The sequence below is a fragment of the Candidatus Babeliaceae bacterium genome (genome assembly GCA_041660765.1).
GTDB lineage: Bacteria > Babelota > Babeliae > Babelales > Babelaceae > JBAZVR01.
Genome location: JBAZVR010000001.1, coordinates 206332 through 223574, shown reverse-complemented (window position 1 = coordinate 223574; position 17243 = coordinate 206332). Strand labels below are relative to the sequence as shown.

Annotated in this window: 14 protein-coding genes; 6 read left to right on the top strand and 8 right to left on the bottom strand. The window is 36.4% G+C overall.

The window, feature by feature from the left end; translation table 11 throughout:
* Positions 1-4: 4 nt before the first annotated feature.
* Positions 5-1906 carry a methionine--tRNA ligase gene (gene metG, locus WC707_01195; GenBank protein MFA6065778.1) on the bottom strand — a complete coding sequence of 634 codons (1902 nt, stop codon included), beginning with the start codon at positions 1904-1906 and terminating at the stop codon, positions 5-7.
* Positions 1907-1989: 83 nt separating this feature from the next.
* Here metG and WC707_01190 point away from each other — a divergent pair, with 83 nt between their 5' ends.
* Positions 1990-2400 carry a hypothetical protein gene (locus WC707_01190; protein ID MFA6065777.1) on the top strand — a complete coding sequence of 137 codons (411 nt, stop codon included), beginning with the start codon at positions 1990-1992 and terminating at the stop codon, positions 2398-2400.
* On the opposite strand, the gene WC707_01185 is transcribed toward WC707_01190, so the two are convergent.
* Positions 2397-2813 (bottom strand): ankyrin repeat domain-containing protein, encoded by a 417-nt coding sequence (locus WC707_01185; GenBank protein MFA6065776.1) that lies wholly within the window; start codon positions 2811-2813, stop codon positions 2397-2399. The two genes, WC707_01190 and WC707_01185, sit on opposite strands and share 4 nt — an antisense overlap.
* A gap of 159 nt (positions 2814-2972) precedes the next feature.
* Between WC707_01185 and WC707_01180 the strand changes: the two genes are divergently transcribed.
* The 5 genes from WC707_01180 (at position 2973) to WC707_01160 (ending at position 11381) form a co-directional block, all read left to right on the top strand.
* Positions 2973-4685, top strand: coding sequence for a hypothetical protein (locus WC707_01180; GenBank protein MFA6065775.1), 1713 nt, complete (start codon positions 2973-2975; stop codon positions 4683-4685).
* 89 nt (positions 4686-4774) lie between these two features.
* Positions 4775-6259, top strand: coding sequence for a hypothetical protein (locus WC707_01175; protein ID MFA6065774.1), 1485 nt, complete (start codon positions 4775-4777; stop codon positions 6257-6259).
* A 107-nt stretch (positions 6260-6366) separates the two neighbouring features.
* Entirely contained in the window at positions 6367-8091 is a 1725-nt protein-coding gene (locus WC707_01170) for a hypothetical protein (protein MFA6065773.1), read from the top strand.
* Positions 8092-8115: 24 nt separating this feature from the next.
* Positions 8116-9714, top strand: coding sequence for a hypothetical protein (locus WC707_01165; GenBank protein ID MFA6065772.1), 1599 nt, complete (start codon positions 8116-8118; stop codon positions 9712-9714).
* A 14-nt stretch (positions 9715-9728) separates the two neighbouring features.
* Entirely contained in the window at positions 9729-11381 is a 1653-nt protein-coding gene (locus WC707_01160) for a hypothetical protein (protein ID MFA6065771.1), read from the top strand.
* 120 nt (positions 11382-11501) lie between these two features.
* On the opposite strand, the gene WC707_01155 is transcribed toward WC707_01160, so the two are convergent.
* From WC707_01155 to WC707_01130, 6 genes are read right to left on the bottom strand one after another with little or no spacing between them, the layout of a single operon-like run.
* The gene (locus tag WC707_01155; GenBank protein MFA6065770.1) at positions 11502-12689 is read right to left on the bottom strand and encodes an MFS transporter; all 1188 of its coding nucleotides are present in this window, start codon (positions 12687-12689) and stop codon (positions 11502-11504) included.
* 42 nt (positions 12690-12731) lie between these two features.
* Entirely contained in the window at positions 12732-13790 is a 1059-nt protein-coding gene (locus WC707_01150; GenBank protein ID MFA6065769.1) for an extracellular solute-binding protein, read from the bottom strand.
* Position 13791: 1 nt separating this feature from the next.
* A complete protein-coding gene (locus WC707_01145) occupies positions 13792-14577 on the bottom strand; it encodes an ABC transporter permease (GenBank protein MFA6065768.1) in 786 nt (261 codons plus the stop codon).
* On the bottom strand, positions 14570-15391 hold the full coding sequence (locus WC707_01140; protein ID MFA6065767.1) for an ABC transporter permease: 822 nt from the start codon (positions 15389-15391) through the stop codon (positions 14570-14572). Before WC707_01140 ends, WC707_01145 begins: the two co-directional genes overlap by 8 nt.
* Positions 15388-16482 (bottom strand): ABC transporter ATP-binding protein, encoded by a 1095-nt coding sequence (locus tag WC707_01135; GenBank protein MFA6065766.1) that lies wholly within the window; start codon positions 16480-16482, stop codon positions 15388-15390. Before WC707_01135 ends, WC707_01140 begins: the two co-directional genes overlap by 4 nt.
* Positions 16483-16499: 17 nt before the next feature.
* On the bottom strand, positions 16500-17195 hold the full coding sequence (locus tag WC707_01130; protein MFA6065765.1) for a hypothetical protein: 696 nt from the start codon (positions 17193-17195) through the stop codon (positions 16500-16502).
* Positions 17196-17243: the final 48 nt, after the last annotated feature.

Below are 17243 nucleotides of genomic sequence, written 5' to 3'. Positions count from 1 at the left end.
CTCCTTATCGAACTTTACTACCCTGCGTTACCGGTGCTCCAACAGTCAACATTTCAAGTTTACCCTGGGCATTTTCAGCGAACAGCATCATTCCTTGAGACTCAACTCCCATCATTTTCCTCGGCTTAGCATTAACCCAAAAGACTCCTTGTTTATTACGAAGATCTTCTGGCTTAAAATGCGCCCGCACGCCAGAACAAATTTGTCGCACGCCACGATCACCAAAATTAACTAATAATTTATACAACTTTTCTGACCCTGGTATCTCTTCAACGTGTTCAATTATTCCAACAAGTAACTCAACCTTAGCAAAATCTTCTATACCAATACTATTATCAATAACAGTCGGTACTTCTTCTTCTTTTTCTTTTTGTTCATATTGCTTAAAAAGCGGTTCGCACTGCTGCAAGGTAAATGTTCTATGCCACGGCTCTTGAGAGAGCTCATCTAACGAACTTGCTGCAGGACCACCAAGTGCAGCTATAAGATTTTTCATAGCAACTGGCATAACTGGTTCAATCAGAATAGCCGTTGCATATAAACTATGGGCTGTTGCTGATAAAATTCGTTTAAGCGCTTCTTTATCCTGCACAGCAACCTTCCACGGCGCCTGTCCATGAAAATAGGCATTCACCTGGTGAATAAATTTCCATACACGTGCATATGCCCTATGAAAATAATATTCTTCCATCTCTTCCGTAACATCAACAATCATGCTCCACTGTTCATCGCGCAATGTTACTTCTGCCGGCTCCCAATATTCTGGCGCAGACAAAGTGGTTATGTCATATTTTTTTGCAAGTATAAGCATGCGGTTAAGTAAATTACCCAAATCATGTGCAAGATCAGCATTAATACGCTGCTCAAGATCAGGGATAGACATCGGAGAATCTTGATTAATAGCAAGATGCCGCACAAGATAATACCGAACAGCATCAGCACCATAGGTATGATATAAATCCATAGGATCAATAACATTACCTAATGATTTTGACATTTTTTGATCACCAATTTTTATCCAACCATGCACCAGTAACTGTTTTGGCAATTGAAGACCCGATGCCATTAAAAACGCCGGCCAGTATATTGCATGGAAACGGATAATATCTTTCCCCATCACATGCAAATCGGCAGGCCACCAAAAATTAAATTCTTCTGTTCTATGCTTATCGCCATAACCAACACCGGTAATATAATTATTAAGCGCATCAGCCCATACATATGTCACATGATGCTCATCTCCAGGAAATGGGATCCCCCAAGAAACCGTTGTTCGGGAAATACTTAAATCATTTAAACCGGACTTAACAAAGTTAATTACCTCATGAGCTCGTTCCTGTGGGACAATAAATTCAGGATGATCCTGATAAAACTGTAAAAGTTTATCTTGATACGCAGATAACTTAAAAAAATAACTTTCTTCAGAAATAAATTGCGTTTGACGACCACAAGAAGCACATGCAGGATTTTCAATACCAGCAGCATCTTTTTCGGTGACAAACGTTTCACACGATGTACAATACCAGCCAGAATAAAAAGATTTATAAATATCACCCTGGGCAATAAGTTTTTTTAACCACTCCTGAACAGCATGCTTATGATGCTCATCTGTAGTTCTTATAAAATAATTATAATTAATATAATAAGCTCTCCACACATCCTTAAAATTTTCGGCAATTTCATTAACAAACTGCTGCGGTTCTTTGCCCGCGGCCAAAGCTGCCTGTGCAATTTTTTGACCGTGTTCATCTGTGCCTGTTAATAAAAAGACCTTATCACCCAACAATGCATGCCATCGTGCTGCAACATCGGCAAGAACGGTTGAGTATAAGGATCCAACATGCGGACGAGCATTGGGATAGTATATTGGGGTGGTGACATAAAATTTCGGAGAGTCTGATTTCATAAAATTCCTCATAAAATGGATGTGTGTATGGTATGATACTGTAAATGCAATACATGCGCAATTATATTATTATAAAGGAAAACATGAAAAAAATTATTAAAAAATTTATGATTATCGGGCTTTTCTTGATTATCAATCAAACAGCATGTCGAGACTTTACCTTTACAATACATATACCCTCTATGCAAACACATGCAACTGAACAGGATCGCAAAAAAATAACGGCTTGGAAAAGTTTTATCAAACAATACGTTGTCGCTTATGCCATTCATTATTGCGGCCAAACCTTCACTCATGTTGTACTCGAAAACAATCGCCATCTTGCCGAGTCACCCCTTGCACTCTTATTATTAGCCGCCCAAGCATATACATCATTCTCCATTAGCCAGAATGCTCAAGAAGCAATAGGTAACAAAGACCACCTTCCCGCATATGATTGGGCAAACTTCTGGGGATTTGTTTCTGCATGTTATAGCAAAAAAATACACTGCTAAATATATAAACTGGCACCTTTACTCATGAGATACTGTACGAGTTCACTATCAAGTCCGTGCATTCGTACAGCAATATGTACGGGTGATGCATTAAAAGAACCGAATGACGGTTTATTAATGCGAGCGCCTGCTTCCATCAGAGCTTTGACTGCGGGCAAAGAATTCTTCACTATGGCATAATATAATGCCGTATTGCCCTGACCATCCACTGCATTAACGTTTTCTCCACGCGCCAAGGCCATTTTTATCAGATCAACATTACCTTCTTGAGCCGCCCTAAAAAGAGACACCAAAACCGGCCCTTTACCCATTCTGGCAGAGGTCATACGAATAGGCCCGATGGCACCATCGTCCTGCGCAACAAGCGCAAACATGTTAAACACAACAGCAATTAAAAAACTTTTTTTAAGCATGATAACCCTTTCAAATATATACTATCATGTAAAATTATAATTCAAAATAGAAAATAAAATCAATAATAATTAAAAAAATATATATTTTGAAAAAACACCAATAATACGTCATACTATAACAAAGTTAACAAAATACAAACTAACTCACAGATCTATACTATGCCACAGCAATTTTTTAAAAACCTGACACTATTAGCACTATTTTTTCCTGCTTTCATTCATGGAATGGAAGTAGAAAAAGGGGCGCAGCCTCAAGATTATTTTGTAACACCCTACCAAAAAAAATTTTCAGATATATTGTCTATTGTACAAAGCCTACAAAAAAGCCAGGAATCGGTACTATTTTATAAACCCAATCAAAAAATATCCAATATAGGCATAGGCAAAAAATACGCAGAAAAATTAGCGTTATCTAACTTAGCTTTATCTAAAGTAGCTTTATCTGCTGATTTAATCGATGCAAGCAACATATCACCATTAGCCCTTTACATGAATCAAGAGGAAAGTAGTCGCAATATTGATCTTTCAAACAATACTTTATGTACACGTTCTCAGTTATTATTAATGAACAACTATTGGGAATCCTATAAAACAAATACGATTCCAACAAAATTAGACGCAAAAAGCCTTAAACGCGTTGGATTATTGGCGAATTTTTTAGGCAATAAAAAATTAGAGAATTTTGTAGCGAAACGCATAGCAGATTTTGTCAGCAAGCCTGAAATACTGAAAAAAAATCCCGACCAAGGGATTCGACTTATTCAGGCCTTTCCGCCAGAAATTTATTATTATTTTAATAAACGAATAGCAGAAACTTTATACGACAAGCATTTTGATTTATTGGCACCATCGCTGCAAAAAGCATTGTCACAACAATCGCCAAAGCAGATCTGCAAAATCAAAACTGATCATGATTATGGTTTCATTAGTAATATACGTATAACACCGGATGATAACAAAATGGTTTTTTCTAACCCTATTTCTAAAGAAATTACTATATTCGATACTACAACAAAAAAAAGCACATCTTTGGAAGAAACTGATGGTATTGCAATAATAACTCCCGATGGACAAAAAATTATTACTACCAATGGAACAAATATACACATACGAGATATCGATGGACATATTATTAACACAATAACGCAAGATACAACTGAAGGGCAGTATGCAATAATAACCTCCATTACGACAACGCCTAATGGCAAAAAAATTATTTTTGCTTTATCAGATCATCAAAACTGCGGATCATTGAATGCCTGTATTGGTGTTGCTGATATCGAAACACAAAAAATCGTAAAAAAACACTACCCCGAGCATTCTCAAATATATAACATTATATCAACCTCAGATGGCACAAATTTTTTCTATAGCTGTTCTGATGGTATTGTCATACATGACATGAGTAACAATACTTATAAAATAATTTCAGAAGAAAAATCAGATGCTATTATTAGCCATAATAATACTATTACCACTCAGCATGAGTTGACAGATAAGACTAACATGATCAATACCTTTGACGAGCAGGGAGCTCTCATTCAATCTACTACACGATACAACGCTGATTATATTTTTGTTGAAGGCGTTTTTTCTGGCCCACATTTGATATTACCTGGGGAGACTTTGAGTATTTGGCACCCTTTTTCAAAAAAATCTTTTACTTTTGCTCGTAACATTTATTGGAATGCTTACCATGCATTAGCGGTAACATCTGACGGAAAGCGTCTTATTGTTTCTAAGGCTATACGCGATGAAGGCAATATCATTGAAGAACGGGATATCAGCGTCTTAACAAAGTATTCAACCATGGCTGCACTCGACTTATACGCAACAGTTTTGACATATTTTAAAAAGCCGCCCGTTGATTAAATTTTATACTTGAAAATAATTGTTGAAAGTATATAGAAAATATATTACAATGTAATTAAAGTTAAAGGTAAAAGCGGGGGACTTATAACATGTCAAAGCCATTTTTTAAAAATTTTATACTCTTTGCGCTACCGTTTTCTATTTTTATCTATGGTATGGAGAAAGCCACCCCATCCTTTTGGGATAACATAAAAAAATATATGTATGCTTTGCAAAAAAAATTAAAAAAACAAGAGTCAATAATAGAGAATAATTATCTCGCAACACCCTACTCTCTCCACATTAAAAGACCAGAATTTGCTCAACAAGTATCTTTGCCTGCTGAATTAATTGATAAGAGCAACAAAATAAAACTCCCTTATAATAATAATGTTATCGATTTTTCAAAAAATAAATTGTTTACTTATGATAATTTATTATTACTAAAAAAATATTGGGCTGCATTAAAAATGGAAAAAACGCTCGTAAATATTATTAAAAAATATTGGAACGCCTTGATGGGGATACCGCCATTAATACAATCGACAGTAGATGACCTTGTTACCGTTAAAAAGATGGCTGATGTTTTAGATAATACAGAATTAACAAATTTTGTAGACAAAATAAAAATTGAATATGACAAAGACCGTAAAAAAATACCCTCGGCCCTCAGCAACGCGTTACTTCTTATACAACCCAAACCGTTGATTACAGAAGACTCGAAAGTCACTTCATTACACATTACCCCCGATGGAAAAAAAATTATTATTGGTTTAGCTAGCTCTTCTACAACGAAAATATTTGACCTTACTCAACATGATTTTATAAAAACGTTTGAAAATGCCAAATACGCTACAATAACTCCCGATGGAAAAAAAATTATTACTGCTTTGTTTGAAAAGATAACAGTTCGCAATGTAAATGAGAGCTATACTCAAAACACAATACCTTATCCTCAGGCATACGGTAGAATACAATCACTGCTAACAACCCCTGACGGAACAAAGATTATTTCTAGAAATCAGGACGGTAGCATCATAAATATCTGGGATATAGAAACAGGTGAGATTAAACAAATTGATAATAAAGCACCAAGTTCGTCTAGTACCATAACTCCTAATAGTGAAAAGCTTATTGTTGGTGGCGATGGAGTTATTAATATTTTTGATATCAATACAGCCGCCCTCGTAGGAACAATACGCAAACCTGGTGAAAAAATCACCTCACTGCTAGCAACTGCTGATGATGAGATTATTTTTGGTTCACATAATGGAAATATTACCATCTTAAACACAACTCAAAATGCTTCTGAAACTTTTAATAATACTATGCCTATAAATGTCATCATTCAAATACCTCTCAGCCCATACATTGCTTTTAATAGAGGACCAGCATTAATTATTATGGATACCATTACAAAAACTTTTTTCCCCATAGGAAACCCTCATAATGATATTTATCCAAAAGAAGCTATGGTAGCAATAGCAACGGCTCCTCATAGCACAAAAATTATTTCTGCTGGAGAACATGGGACGGTATATAGCTGGGATATTAGTGTATTACAAAATTATACCAATTCGCTTTATGCCATATAAGCACCACAATATAATATATATTTGAAAAAAATATTGAAAAATATATAAAAAATATATTACACTATGATTAAACATAGGGGATTCCAGAGAAAAATAGAGGATTTAACATGTCAAAATCATTTTTTAAAAACTTTATACTATCAGCACTAGCTCTTTCCACGTATATCCATTGCGATTATAAAGTAAAGCCGTATCAAGCATTTAATCCCCTGAAAGATACGTTCTCCACTATCAAAAAGATGCAAGAACAAGAAGCTTCCGTAATACTCCACCAACCAACACAGAAAAAAACGGAATTAGAAAAATCAGCATTAGAAATGTTACCTGACGACTTAATTCACAGCAGCGAAGCATTAAAACTGCCTTTTGATAAAAACGAAGCTATCGATTTATCAAAAAATCCGTTATTTACCCATGCCAACATATTATTGCTGCAAAAATATTGGAAAGCATTACTGTCAAAAGAAAAAAATAAAAACAGAAAAATATGGGAATCACCAAAGGGGGAAATAATAACAATAAAACCATCAGCAAGCAATTTTATTAAAATTGCATCTATGGCAACATTTCTTAAAAATAAACAATTAATAGATTTTATCAGCCAACATATAGCGGCCTTTATCATCAATCCTAAGACATCGCCGACTGAGGCATTAAAACTTGTTATGGCTTTACCCGTAGAAAAATTTACTGATATTAACAACGCCGTTGTAGAAATTGTATATGCCAACGACCCTGAAAAAATACTCTCTGCTCTTAACAATGCATTACTTCTGATAGAGCCCAAAAAGATGATAGGAGAATTAAACAAAGTCACTTCATTACATATCACTCCCGATGGTACAAAAATTATTCTTGGTGTCAACAGCCCTTCTATAATCCACCCTACTAGCATTGAGAATTTAGCGAGAATATTTAACGTTCATGCAGATCGCTTTACAAAAGAACTTAAAAACGCAACGCAGACTACAATAACTCCCGATGGAAAAAAAATCATTACCGCTTTGGTTAAAACATTAACCGTTCGTGATTTAGATGATCCTCGCTTAGAACAATTAACAAAAATCGAAATACCTTATCCTCAAGCAAGTGGCCCTATAAACTCACTGCTGACAACCTCTGATAGTAGCAAGATTGTTTCTAGAAACGAAGGAAATACCGTAAATATTTGGGATATTAATACGGGTGCTATGAAAACCATTGCAACACCCAATTTGTCTATTGCCATAACTCCCAATAGTGAAAAGCTTATTGCTGGTGGCGATGGAATTATTAATATTTTTGATATCAATACAGCCACCCTTATAAAAACAATTCTCAAACCTGGTGAAACAATTACCTCACTAATAGCACCTGCTGATGATGAGATTATTTTTGGTTCACATAATGGAAATATTACCATCTTAAACACCACTCAAAACTCTTCTGAAACGGTTAATATTCAAGAATCATTTCCTGCAACTTTTAAGAGCACCATGTCTATGAATGCTATTATTCAAATACCTCTCAGCCCCTACATTGTTTTTAATAGAGGACCAGCATTAATTATTATGGATACGATTACAAAAACATTTTTCCCCATAGGAAGCCCTCATAATGATATTTATCCAAAAGAAGATATTATTGCAATCGCAACAAGCCCTAATAGCGCACAGATTATTTCTGCTGGAGAAAATGGGCCAGTATATAACTGGGATGTGAGTGTATTACAAAATTATAAAAATTCAGCTTATGATATATATAAAATGATTAAGAGCTATTACGATAATTCCCGCATTCCCCCAATCAAACCGAACCTGCCAGCTCTTTTACGCGGCCAAAGCTCTTTGTAAAATATATGAAAGTAAGGGGACAACATGTCAAAGCCATTTTTTAAAAAATTGATATCAGCGCTTTTGCTTCCCCTTTGTATCCATACTGGGGCAGGTTACAATTACGCCCCTACTGGCTATACACCATCTCAAGTAATTGCTGCTCTTAGACCAAAAATAAAAGAATCAGAATATTTCTCAAGAAAAACACCGTCGTTGCTCCCGAGCGCCAGATCAGCGCTCGGGAGTATTATTATGGATTTACCTGCCGATTTAATTGAGGGCAGCAATCCCCGATACATGTCATTTGAGAAAAATGATATAATGACTAAGGCACTTTTTTCACCTGCCAACGTATTGTTGCTCAAAAAATATTGGGATGCATCAAAAGATTCGACAACAAAAATACAACCAACAGTACATAGTCTTAAACAAGTTGCATATATGGCAGAAGTTCTTAATAATAAAACATTAACAAAGTTTTTGGGGCAACAAATAGCAGACTTTATCACAAGTTCCGAGAAATCAAAAAAATATACTCCATCGCTTACCAATGTCTTGCCCACAAAGTCAAAAGTTGATCACGCTCAATCACTTCTGAATGCTCTACCAGCAAAAACCTTTCCCGAGATTAACAAGGCAATTATAGAAGCTTTATACATCACATACCCCACGCTCATGACATCTGCTCCAACCAAAATTTCACAACAGGCATCACAAATTAGGTCACTACATATTACTCCCGATGGTCAAAACATTGTTTTTGGTACAACTAATGATGAACATCAAGATGAAGTTCACATCTTTAACCTTACCACGCATGAAGACACAACCTTAAATAATGATGAACGCGCTACGATAACTCCCGATGGCACAAAAATCGTTACCGCCCTACTCAACCGCATAAGCATTTTGGATCAACAGGGCAATAAAATTATTAAAAAATGTGACAGAGCAGCCGCCGACATACACTCAATTATGATAATGCCTGACGGGACAAAGATTGTTTCTAGAAATGAATGGATGACCATAAATATTTGGGATATAAAAACAGGTACTACAACAAAACCCCTTGTTAACAAAACACGTATTCATTCTCTTGCCGTAACGCCTGATAAAAAGATTATTGCGGGTGGGACCGGTCGCCTTGACATATGGGATATTGAAACAGGAGTTCCTGAAAAAACAATTAATAGCACGCCCGAAGCCAACGTTACCTCAATTATAGTAACTCCCGATAACAAAATTGTTTTTGGTGACTTTCATGGAAAAATCAACATAATAACCACGGGTCCAGAAACACTTCTTCAACCTTTTGAGACGCCTTTCGGTCGATTTCCCATTAATGCCATAATACAGATACCTAAAAGCCCATATATTGCTTTTGCCCAAGAAGGAACATTAACTATTATGGATACTGAAACAAAGACATTTTTACCCGTCAAAAGCCGTCATGGCACAGACTCACAAGAAAAAATTACCGCGATTGTAGCAACGCCTGATGGGAAAAACATTATTTCTGGTGGAAACAAGGGTACAATAAATCGCTGGGATATTCCTCAAGAATCTGCTCGCGATGTGTATGAAATAATCCGTAAGAAACAAACATTTTTTTGTAAACCAATGGCGATTGCCCCACAATAATAAAAGCAACCAACATGCCAAAGCATTTTTTAAATAAATTTATAGTATTAGCACTCTCTCTTACTTTTTTTATTCGCAGCATGGAGACCAACGACTATCAAGTAAAGCCTTATATTCCCATCAATCCCCATATAGTTTCCACCAGATTACGAGAAAATAAATTGGGATTAATTGAGCTATTACCTACAGTAACACTCCCTGCTGATTTAATTAATAATAGCACCATAAAAGAACTTCTAGATGATCAACCAAATCCCAAAGAGATAGATTGGTCTTCAGAAAAGCTTTTTTCTTACCGCCACCTATTATTGCTAAAAGACTATTGGAACGCATTGCGAGGAATCAAAACAATAAAACCAACAGCCGATAGTCTTATTGCTGTCGGAAAAATGAGCAATTTTTTGGGTAATCAAACATTAACAGATTTTGTAACAAAACAAATAGCAGACCGTATAACCAATCCTGAAGTACTTGAAAAAAAGCCGGACTGGGGAATTAAACTTCTTAATAGCTTGGATGAAGAAATAACTCTTGATGATATTAATAGGGAAATTGGACGAATTTTATACGACAAGTATTTTGACATCATCGCGTCAGCGCTTCAACAATTATTACCAAAAAAACCAAAGAAAACATTATTCCATGGTGATGCAATTCGTTCAATAAATATAACTAGTGATGATAAAATAATAATTTCTGGTGGATGTAATAATAAAGTTATTTCTTGGGATATTAATACAGGGAAAAGTTTAAAAACTTTGATGGGACCCACCCGCGCTATAGCAGCTCCTGATAATAACATTATTACCGCTCATTCTGAAACAATGAACTTACGAGATATAGATTTTAATGTAATACAAACGTTTAAAAATACCGATCCAGACATCATATCCATATCATCAATTGCCGTAACTCCCGATCGTCAGCGAATTGTTTCTGGGACGCACGGCCTAAAAGCAGGACACCCAATTGGGAGTATTGATATTTGGGATATTAATTCCGGCAAGCGTATAGAACCTATTCAAAATAAATGGCCAATAGAATCCATTGCCATAACTTCTCATGGTGAAAAAATTTTTTATTCCGACAGCTCTGGAACAATTACTATTGTTGATGTCGCTACAAAGTCATTAAACGAAGGCGCACAATCTAATACACATGTTACATTAAAGGCATATCTTGATGACCAAATTATTGTAGGCCAAGATAACGGAAATCTTAATATCTTGGATTCTAACGGATCAAAACTTAAAAAACATTTTGTTAATGATAGTCCAATTTACGCAATAGATACCATCTCCTTCAACCAACATATTGTTTCCGGCGGATCAGCAATAAAAATTTGGCACCCTGCTTTTGCACAAATACCCATAACTATTTTCGAGTATAATCGTACAACGGGAATCCATTGCACATCGCTTGCGGTAACGCCCGATGGCACAAAGATTATCGCTGGCAGCACTATGGGACATATTGATATTTGGGATATTAGCTCATTACAAAAATCTACGCATGAATTATATACAATGATTCTAAAAGCAAAAAGCTCATCACTTGCACCAGTACTCACACCAGTACCTGCACCTAAACTTTCAATGATGCAACGCATGCAAGCCTGGCTTGGTCTTCAAAAAAGCAAAGTTAAAAATTATTTTAGAAAAGCCTAAATGCAACCTGGTTTATTGATACCCTTCGATACTCCCGGCTTCATATGCCTACGCTATGGTTCGATACACCGCTTCGCGGTACTCACCATGAGCGAGGTCTACAAAAGCCTGTAAGCTAAATTATAAAAATCTTCTTAAGCCTAACAATAACAACATTGCAGTGAGGCTCATGACAATGACGTATGAAAAGCCGAGCGTGGGGGAATAATGAGTCCACAAGAAGCCAATTAACGCGCTGGAAATAAGCATGGCGAAGCCTTCTGCTGCTTGCAGCACTCCATAACCAAGTCCACGAATATGGGCCGGCAACATGTCCGCTGCACAGGCCTTTTTGAGCGTTGTCATAGCTGCGGCGCTTATGCCTGCTAACGCAAATATGCCAGCACAATACACTAACGAGCCGTGTGAACTCAGTAATAAAAATGCAACGACAGCTAATAGCCCACAACCACATAATGCTAATAATACAACTCTGTGAATATAATCACTTAATAAGCCTATAAAAAATTCACTGCCTGCACGTGCACTATTAAAAAGCGCATATAACAAAACAAGCCCCTGGGCGATACTCATTTTTTCTAGCACTATTATTTCTTGCACACGAGACAGTAACAAAAGTTTATTAAAACTACCCACATCAAAAATAAAAAGAATCAGCAAAAAAAGTGTAAATGAACGAGGCAACAGCCGAACATCATGCCACAATGATGCTACCGAAATGCGTGTGTTTTTTGCATGAATACGTAGATCTTGTGTAAAGAAAAAAATGGCTGCCACGGCAAGCATGCCGGGAATACATGAAAGAACAAAAATCCAATGCATTGACAATATACCGACACACGCGAACGTGACAAGCGGGCCAATGAGCGACCCGAGGGTATCCATGGCGCTCTTTAAACCAAAAGCCCGACCATAATATGGCGGTTCAATGGTTGCTGCTATAAGCGCATCACGCGGCGGCTCACGCAGCCCACTGCCGGTAAAAGAAAGCATGCGATAGAACAGAACTCCTCCTATTGAATGCGTAAAACCAACAAGCGTTGAAAATAATGCGGACATGCCATAGCCCAACATAATCAATGGTTTTTTACGTGATAATCTGTCACTTAAAAAACCTGAGACAAGGCGTAAAAAACTGGCGAATGCATCACTGATGCTAGAAATAATACCCAAAAAAAACGGTGCTTGTACCGGCCCTACAAACTGCGTAACAAGAATTGGTATCAACGATATGGTCATCTCATGACTAAAATCGCTCAAAAAACTTGCGAGCCCAAAACCAAATACTTTTTTTATCCATGTTTTCATAGTTATTACCGTAACAAAAACAAGCAGATAAAATATATATTTTTAAGATTTTACAAAGATCCAGGTGTCGTTTTTTTCTTGATCAGAAACAAGCGGCTTGAAGAAATAACTTTTAGCTAAAAGCTCTGAGGCTTGGGACAAAAGCGCTTGATATTTATCCGGCAATGCGCGCACATCAACCGTAGACAGAGCAGGAAAAAATGCAAAACGCTCGCAGTGACGCTGCGCAACCTCTGGCCTATACATAAAATTAATAAATAAATAGGCCGCATCCTCATGACGGGCGCACACGGGCAACGCATAGTTTTCTATTGTTATAAATGAACCAGAATCCGGCACTACAAAATCAATAGCAGGATAATTTTTCATGTTACGTAAAATATATGAGCTTGAAGAAACCACTAATGGGCAATTTTCGGTCACCAAAAAATAATCTGCCCTAAAATCAGAATACGCAGTTACCTGTTTTTTTTGCTTTTTGAGCAGATGGGCGGTTTCATAAATCTGAGCGTGCGATAAGTGCGCGGGCACACCGTACAAATATAACGCACCAATATTAATTGCCTCTACAGGATCATTAACCATACACAAATGATGCATATTATCAAAAATAATGGGCCAATCATAATGATCTTGCGTCATCATTTTTTTGTTAATCCCAAATCCAAAAATTTCCCACGCTACTGGAACAGAATAGGTATTATGCGCATCAAATTCACGATGTAACAAAAACTGGTGAATATCATGATAATTAATAATACGAGCATTATCTAATGGCTTAAGAAGCCGTTCTTGCAACAATAAAGAAACCGCATAATCTGATGGAATAATAAGATCATAATCACAATTATTGGCCTTGAGTTTAATCAACATTTCTTCATTGCTCGAGGCAGTGGTGATAGTTACTCTAATACCTGTTTCTTTTTCAAAATCTCTAATAGATAGCTCGTCAAAAAGATCTCCCCACGCCAAAATATTAAGAGTATGGGGCTGCCTAGTAAAAGAAGAAAAAAACAGAATTCCTACCGAAATAAGAAAAACCCAAAATAATACAATTAAACAACGAATAATAATAAGGCCGCGATAGGTAGTGTTTTTCATCTTAAAATATTCTCGATCGGGCATTGATCGAACAAAAAATCAATACCAATAAACTACTTAACATCAATAATATGGTCGATAAAGCATTAATAATGGGTGAAATGCCCGATCGCGCCATTGATAAAATATATAATGAAAGTGTTTGCACAGAACTTCCGGAACAAAAATATGATAAAACAAAATCATCAAATGATATAATAAATACTAATAATCCGGCTGCAATTAACGACGGCCGCAATAACGGCAATATTATTTTAAAAAAAGTTTGCGAATATGAGGCACCCAAATCCAATGATGCTTCGATAAGACGATAATCAAGTTCTACAAATCTGGTATAAACTAAGGGTATAACATATCCCAAGCCTAAAACGGTGTGCGCTATAACAAGCGTTCCTAATCCAAGGGGAATTGAGCATAAAGAAAACAGCGTTAATAAACCGATCGCCAAAACAATTTCTGGAATCATAAGATTGCCGTAAAAAAGAATAAGCAATTTTTTAACTCTGCCCCCTTGAACCGCATAAAACATTAAAGAAATTCCCATAATAATACTTAAAAATGTTGATAAAAAAGCAACAATTAATGATGTATAAAAAGCTTCCCACAAATGCGACGCATGATAAAGATCATAATACCATTGCAAGGTAAATTCCGTCCAAGGCGCGGGAAAGGGCATTTTATTAAAAGAAAAAACAACCAAAACAACCGTAGGAATATATAAAAAAAGATATACCAGTACGACAAAAAATGTGCTTAAAAATCCTGCCTTTGACGTTTTATCAGCCATTCCCATCCCTTAATTTTTGAGTAGTTACATACAAAATACCCATGACCATAAGAAGAATAGAAATACTCAGCATCGTAAAAGCGGCTCCCTGAGCTATTGTTTTGGCGCCAAGAATATAATAAGAAATAACCGTACCAACAAACATATGCCTATCCCCGCCCATAAGCTCAGGAATGACAAATTCACCAAAGGCTGGTACAAAAACCAAAAAAACACCGGCCTGCATTGCGGGCACGGTTAATGGAAAAATAATATGCATCATTGTTTGACGCATCGTTGCACCAAGATCAAGAGATGCTTCGATAAATCGATAATCAAATTTTTCTAAAATTGAATACAATGGCAATATCATAAAGGGAAGATAGTAATACACCATCATCAAAATGGTAGCAAACATATTATTCAATAACGATAGCGGCTCTTGAATAATTCCATAGCGCAATAACAGCGTATTCAAAAAACCATTACGCTCAAGTACAAAAAACCAGGCGCACACATGTAATAAAAAATTTGTCCAAAAAGGAACAATAATAAGAAAGAGTAAAAAGTTTTTTATTTTCTTACTACTAAATGCAATAAAATACGCAACCGGGTAACCGATTAACAGGCACAACACCGTCGTTGTTAATGAAAGTCCCAACGAACGCGCAATAATTAAAAAATAGGTTGATGTAAAAAAATACGTAAAATTGTGCCAAGAACACAGGGCCATAAACAAAATACACATGAGGGGAATATAAAAAAAGAGCACCTGCCACACAAAACCGGGAACACCTACAAAAAAAGCCCATTCTGAGCGCATCAATTTTTTCATCGTTCTAGTACCACTACATTTTCTTTTTGCCAGTATAAAAAAACTTCATTATCATAATCGATAATTTCTTGAGGGAAATGCTCTTCATTTTGAGAGAAGACCTGCAAACGAGTGTCATCTTTCAAACGCACATTATACTGGGTCGATCTTCCATGATAAATAATGGCCTCAACAGTACCCGTTGAAACGTTAGAAAACCCTGCAAGCTGTGATTTTGATATGAATATTTTTTCTGGCCTAATACTCATCACAACACGTGCACCGCTATGCATCCAGTCTCGCACTTTAGGAATATACACCGAAAAGGCGCCCAATGAACCACATACCATAGACCATTCATTATGATCATTTAATCGCAATACTCCAGGAATAATATTGGTCGTTCCTACAAACTGCGCGACAAAAGAAGAAACCGGAAATTCATATATTTCCTTTGGAGTCCCGATTTGTTCTATTTCACCATGATGGTTCATAATTGCCATTTGATCAGCAACCGTAAGTGCTTCAAATTGATCATGGGTAACATAAATAAACGTGGTTTTAAGTTTATCTTGAAGCTCAATCAATTCGACAAGAACTTTTTCCCGTAATTTAAAATCAAGTGCCGCCAGCGGTTCATCCAGAAGAAGAACATCCGGCTCATTAATAATTGCACGAGCTAGAGCAACACGCTGTTGCTGGCCACCGGAAAGCTGTTGAATAGACTTATAAGCATGAGCTCCCAAATGCACCGTTTTTAAAACTTTAAGTACTTTTTCTTTAACCACTGCAGCCGACATGTGCTTAATTTTTAGGCTATATGCAACATTGTCAAAAACATTGAGATGTGGGAATAAAGCATAACTTTGAAAAACAGTATTAATATGTCGCTGATTAATAGGCTTGTGCGTAATATCCTGCTTGCCAAGAAAAATTGAACCAGAATCTACACGTTCAAACCCGCCAATAAGCCTTAAGAGCGTTGTTTTGCCAGAACCACTCGGGCCTAAAAGTGCAAAAAACTTCCCGGTTGGAATAGTAAGATTAATATTCTCTAAAATCAGCTCGCCATTATATTTTTTTGAAATATTTTCTAGTCTGATACTTCTCATTATATCCCTCTTTCATACTAATGCGCATCCTTGTGAGCGGCCTTATTCTTTTTACGAGCAAAATATAATGGAACAACAACATCCGAAAACGTGCACGGTATGACCACTGCTATAACTAAAAAGAAATACAAAATTCCCATAACCTTTGGCCATCCGCTAAAACCGTAAGAAACAACGTAAAATAACGATGCCAAGGAGCTAATCAAAATGTGAATAAAATGAGAACCAAGCGAAATAAAATTCAATGACCGCACATGATGACGACTGAGCGAAAGAGCGGTAATAAGACCCACAAGCATAAATGGTAATACATTCATAAAATCATGTAGTTTAAAAAAACAAATATGCATGTCCATGTGAACGCCCAAAATATTTCCCGCCAAAGCAGGTAATGCAACATCGGATAGGGTACAAAACACAGCGGGAGAAATTAATGAAACAATGATTCCACGTGTTAAATGATTCGAAAAACGTAAAAAGGTAACCAACGTACCGGTCACCGCAAACATAATATGTAAATAGTGAAAAGCATGAAAAAGTATATGATACCCCTTGTGCAACTGCGCTTGCGCAAGATTCATACTCATAAAATGCAGCAGACTCAGTACTATAAAACCTATGGCAACAGAAAATGCCGCATAGGGTAGGTGACAAGTTAATTCATCATAAAGAGACGCCTCATGGCTGCTATGATTGTGGTCTGTGTGTTTCATATGAATGCGTACCTTACAAAAAAGCTAAAATTACTCTTTTGAATATAA

Bases quoted from the DNA above. Each gene is read 5' to 3' on its own strand.
- metG (MFA6065778.1), bottom strand. From the start codon at position 1,906: ATGAAATCAGACTCTCCGAAATTTTATGTCACCACCCCAATATACTAT.
- WC707_01190 (MFA6065777.1), top strand. From the start codon at position 1,990: ATGAAAAAAATTATTAAAAAATTTATGATTATCGGGCTTTTCTTGATT.
- WC707_01185 (MFA6065776.1), bottom strand. From the start codon at position 2,813: ATGCTTAAAAAAAGTTTTTTAATTGCTGTTGTGTTTAACATGTTTGCG.
- WC707_01180 (MFA6065775.1), top strand. From the start codon at position 2,973: ATGCCACAGCAATTTTTTAAAAACCTGACACTATTAGCACTATTTTTT.
- WC707_01175 (MFA6065774.1), top strand. From the start codon at position 4,775: ATGTCAAAGCCATTTTTTAAAAATTTTATACTCTTTGCGCTACCGTTT.
- WC707_01170 (MFA6065773.1), top strand. From the start codon at position 6,367: ATGTCAAAATCATTTTTTAAAAACTTTATACTATCAGCACTAGCTCTT.
- WC707_01165 (MFA6065772.1), top strand. From the start codon at position 8,116: ATGTCAAAGCCATTTTTTAAAAAATTGATATCAGCGCTTTTGCTTCCC.
- WC707_01160 (MFA6065771.1), top strand. From the start codon at position 9,729: ATGCCAAAGCATTTTTTAAATAAATTTATAGTATTAGCACTCTCTCTT.
- WC707_01155 (MFA6065770.1), bottom strand. From the start codon at position 12,689: ATGAAAACATGGATAAAAAAAGTATTTGGTTTTGGGCTCGCAAGTTTT.
- WC707_01150 (MFA6065769.1), bottom strand. From the start codon at position 13,790: ATGAAAAACACTACCTATCGCGGCCTTATTATTATTCGTTGTTTAATT.
- WC707_01145 (MFA6065768.1), bottom strand. From the start codon at position 14,577: ATGGCTGATAAAACGTCAAAGGCAGGATTTTTAAGCACATTTTTTGTC.
- WC707_01140 (MFA6065767.1), bottom strand. From the start codon at position 15,391: ATGAAAAAATTGATGCGCTCAGAATGGGCTTTTTTTGTAGGTGTTCCC.
- WC707_01135 (MFA6065766.1), bottom strand. From the start codon at position 16,482: ATGAGAAGTATCAGACTAGAAAATATTTCAAAAAAATATAATGGCGAG.
- WC707_01130 (MFA6065765.1), bottom strand. From the start codon at position 17,195: ATGAAACACACAGACCACAATCATAGCAGCCATGAGGCGTCTCTTTAT.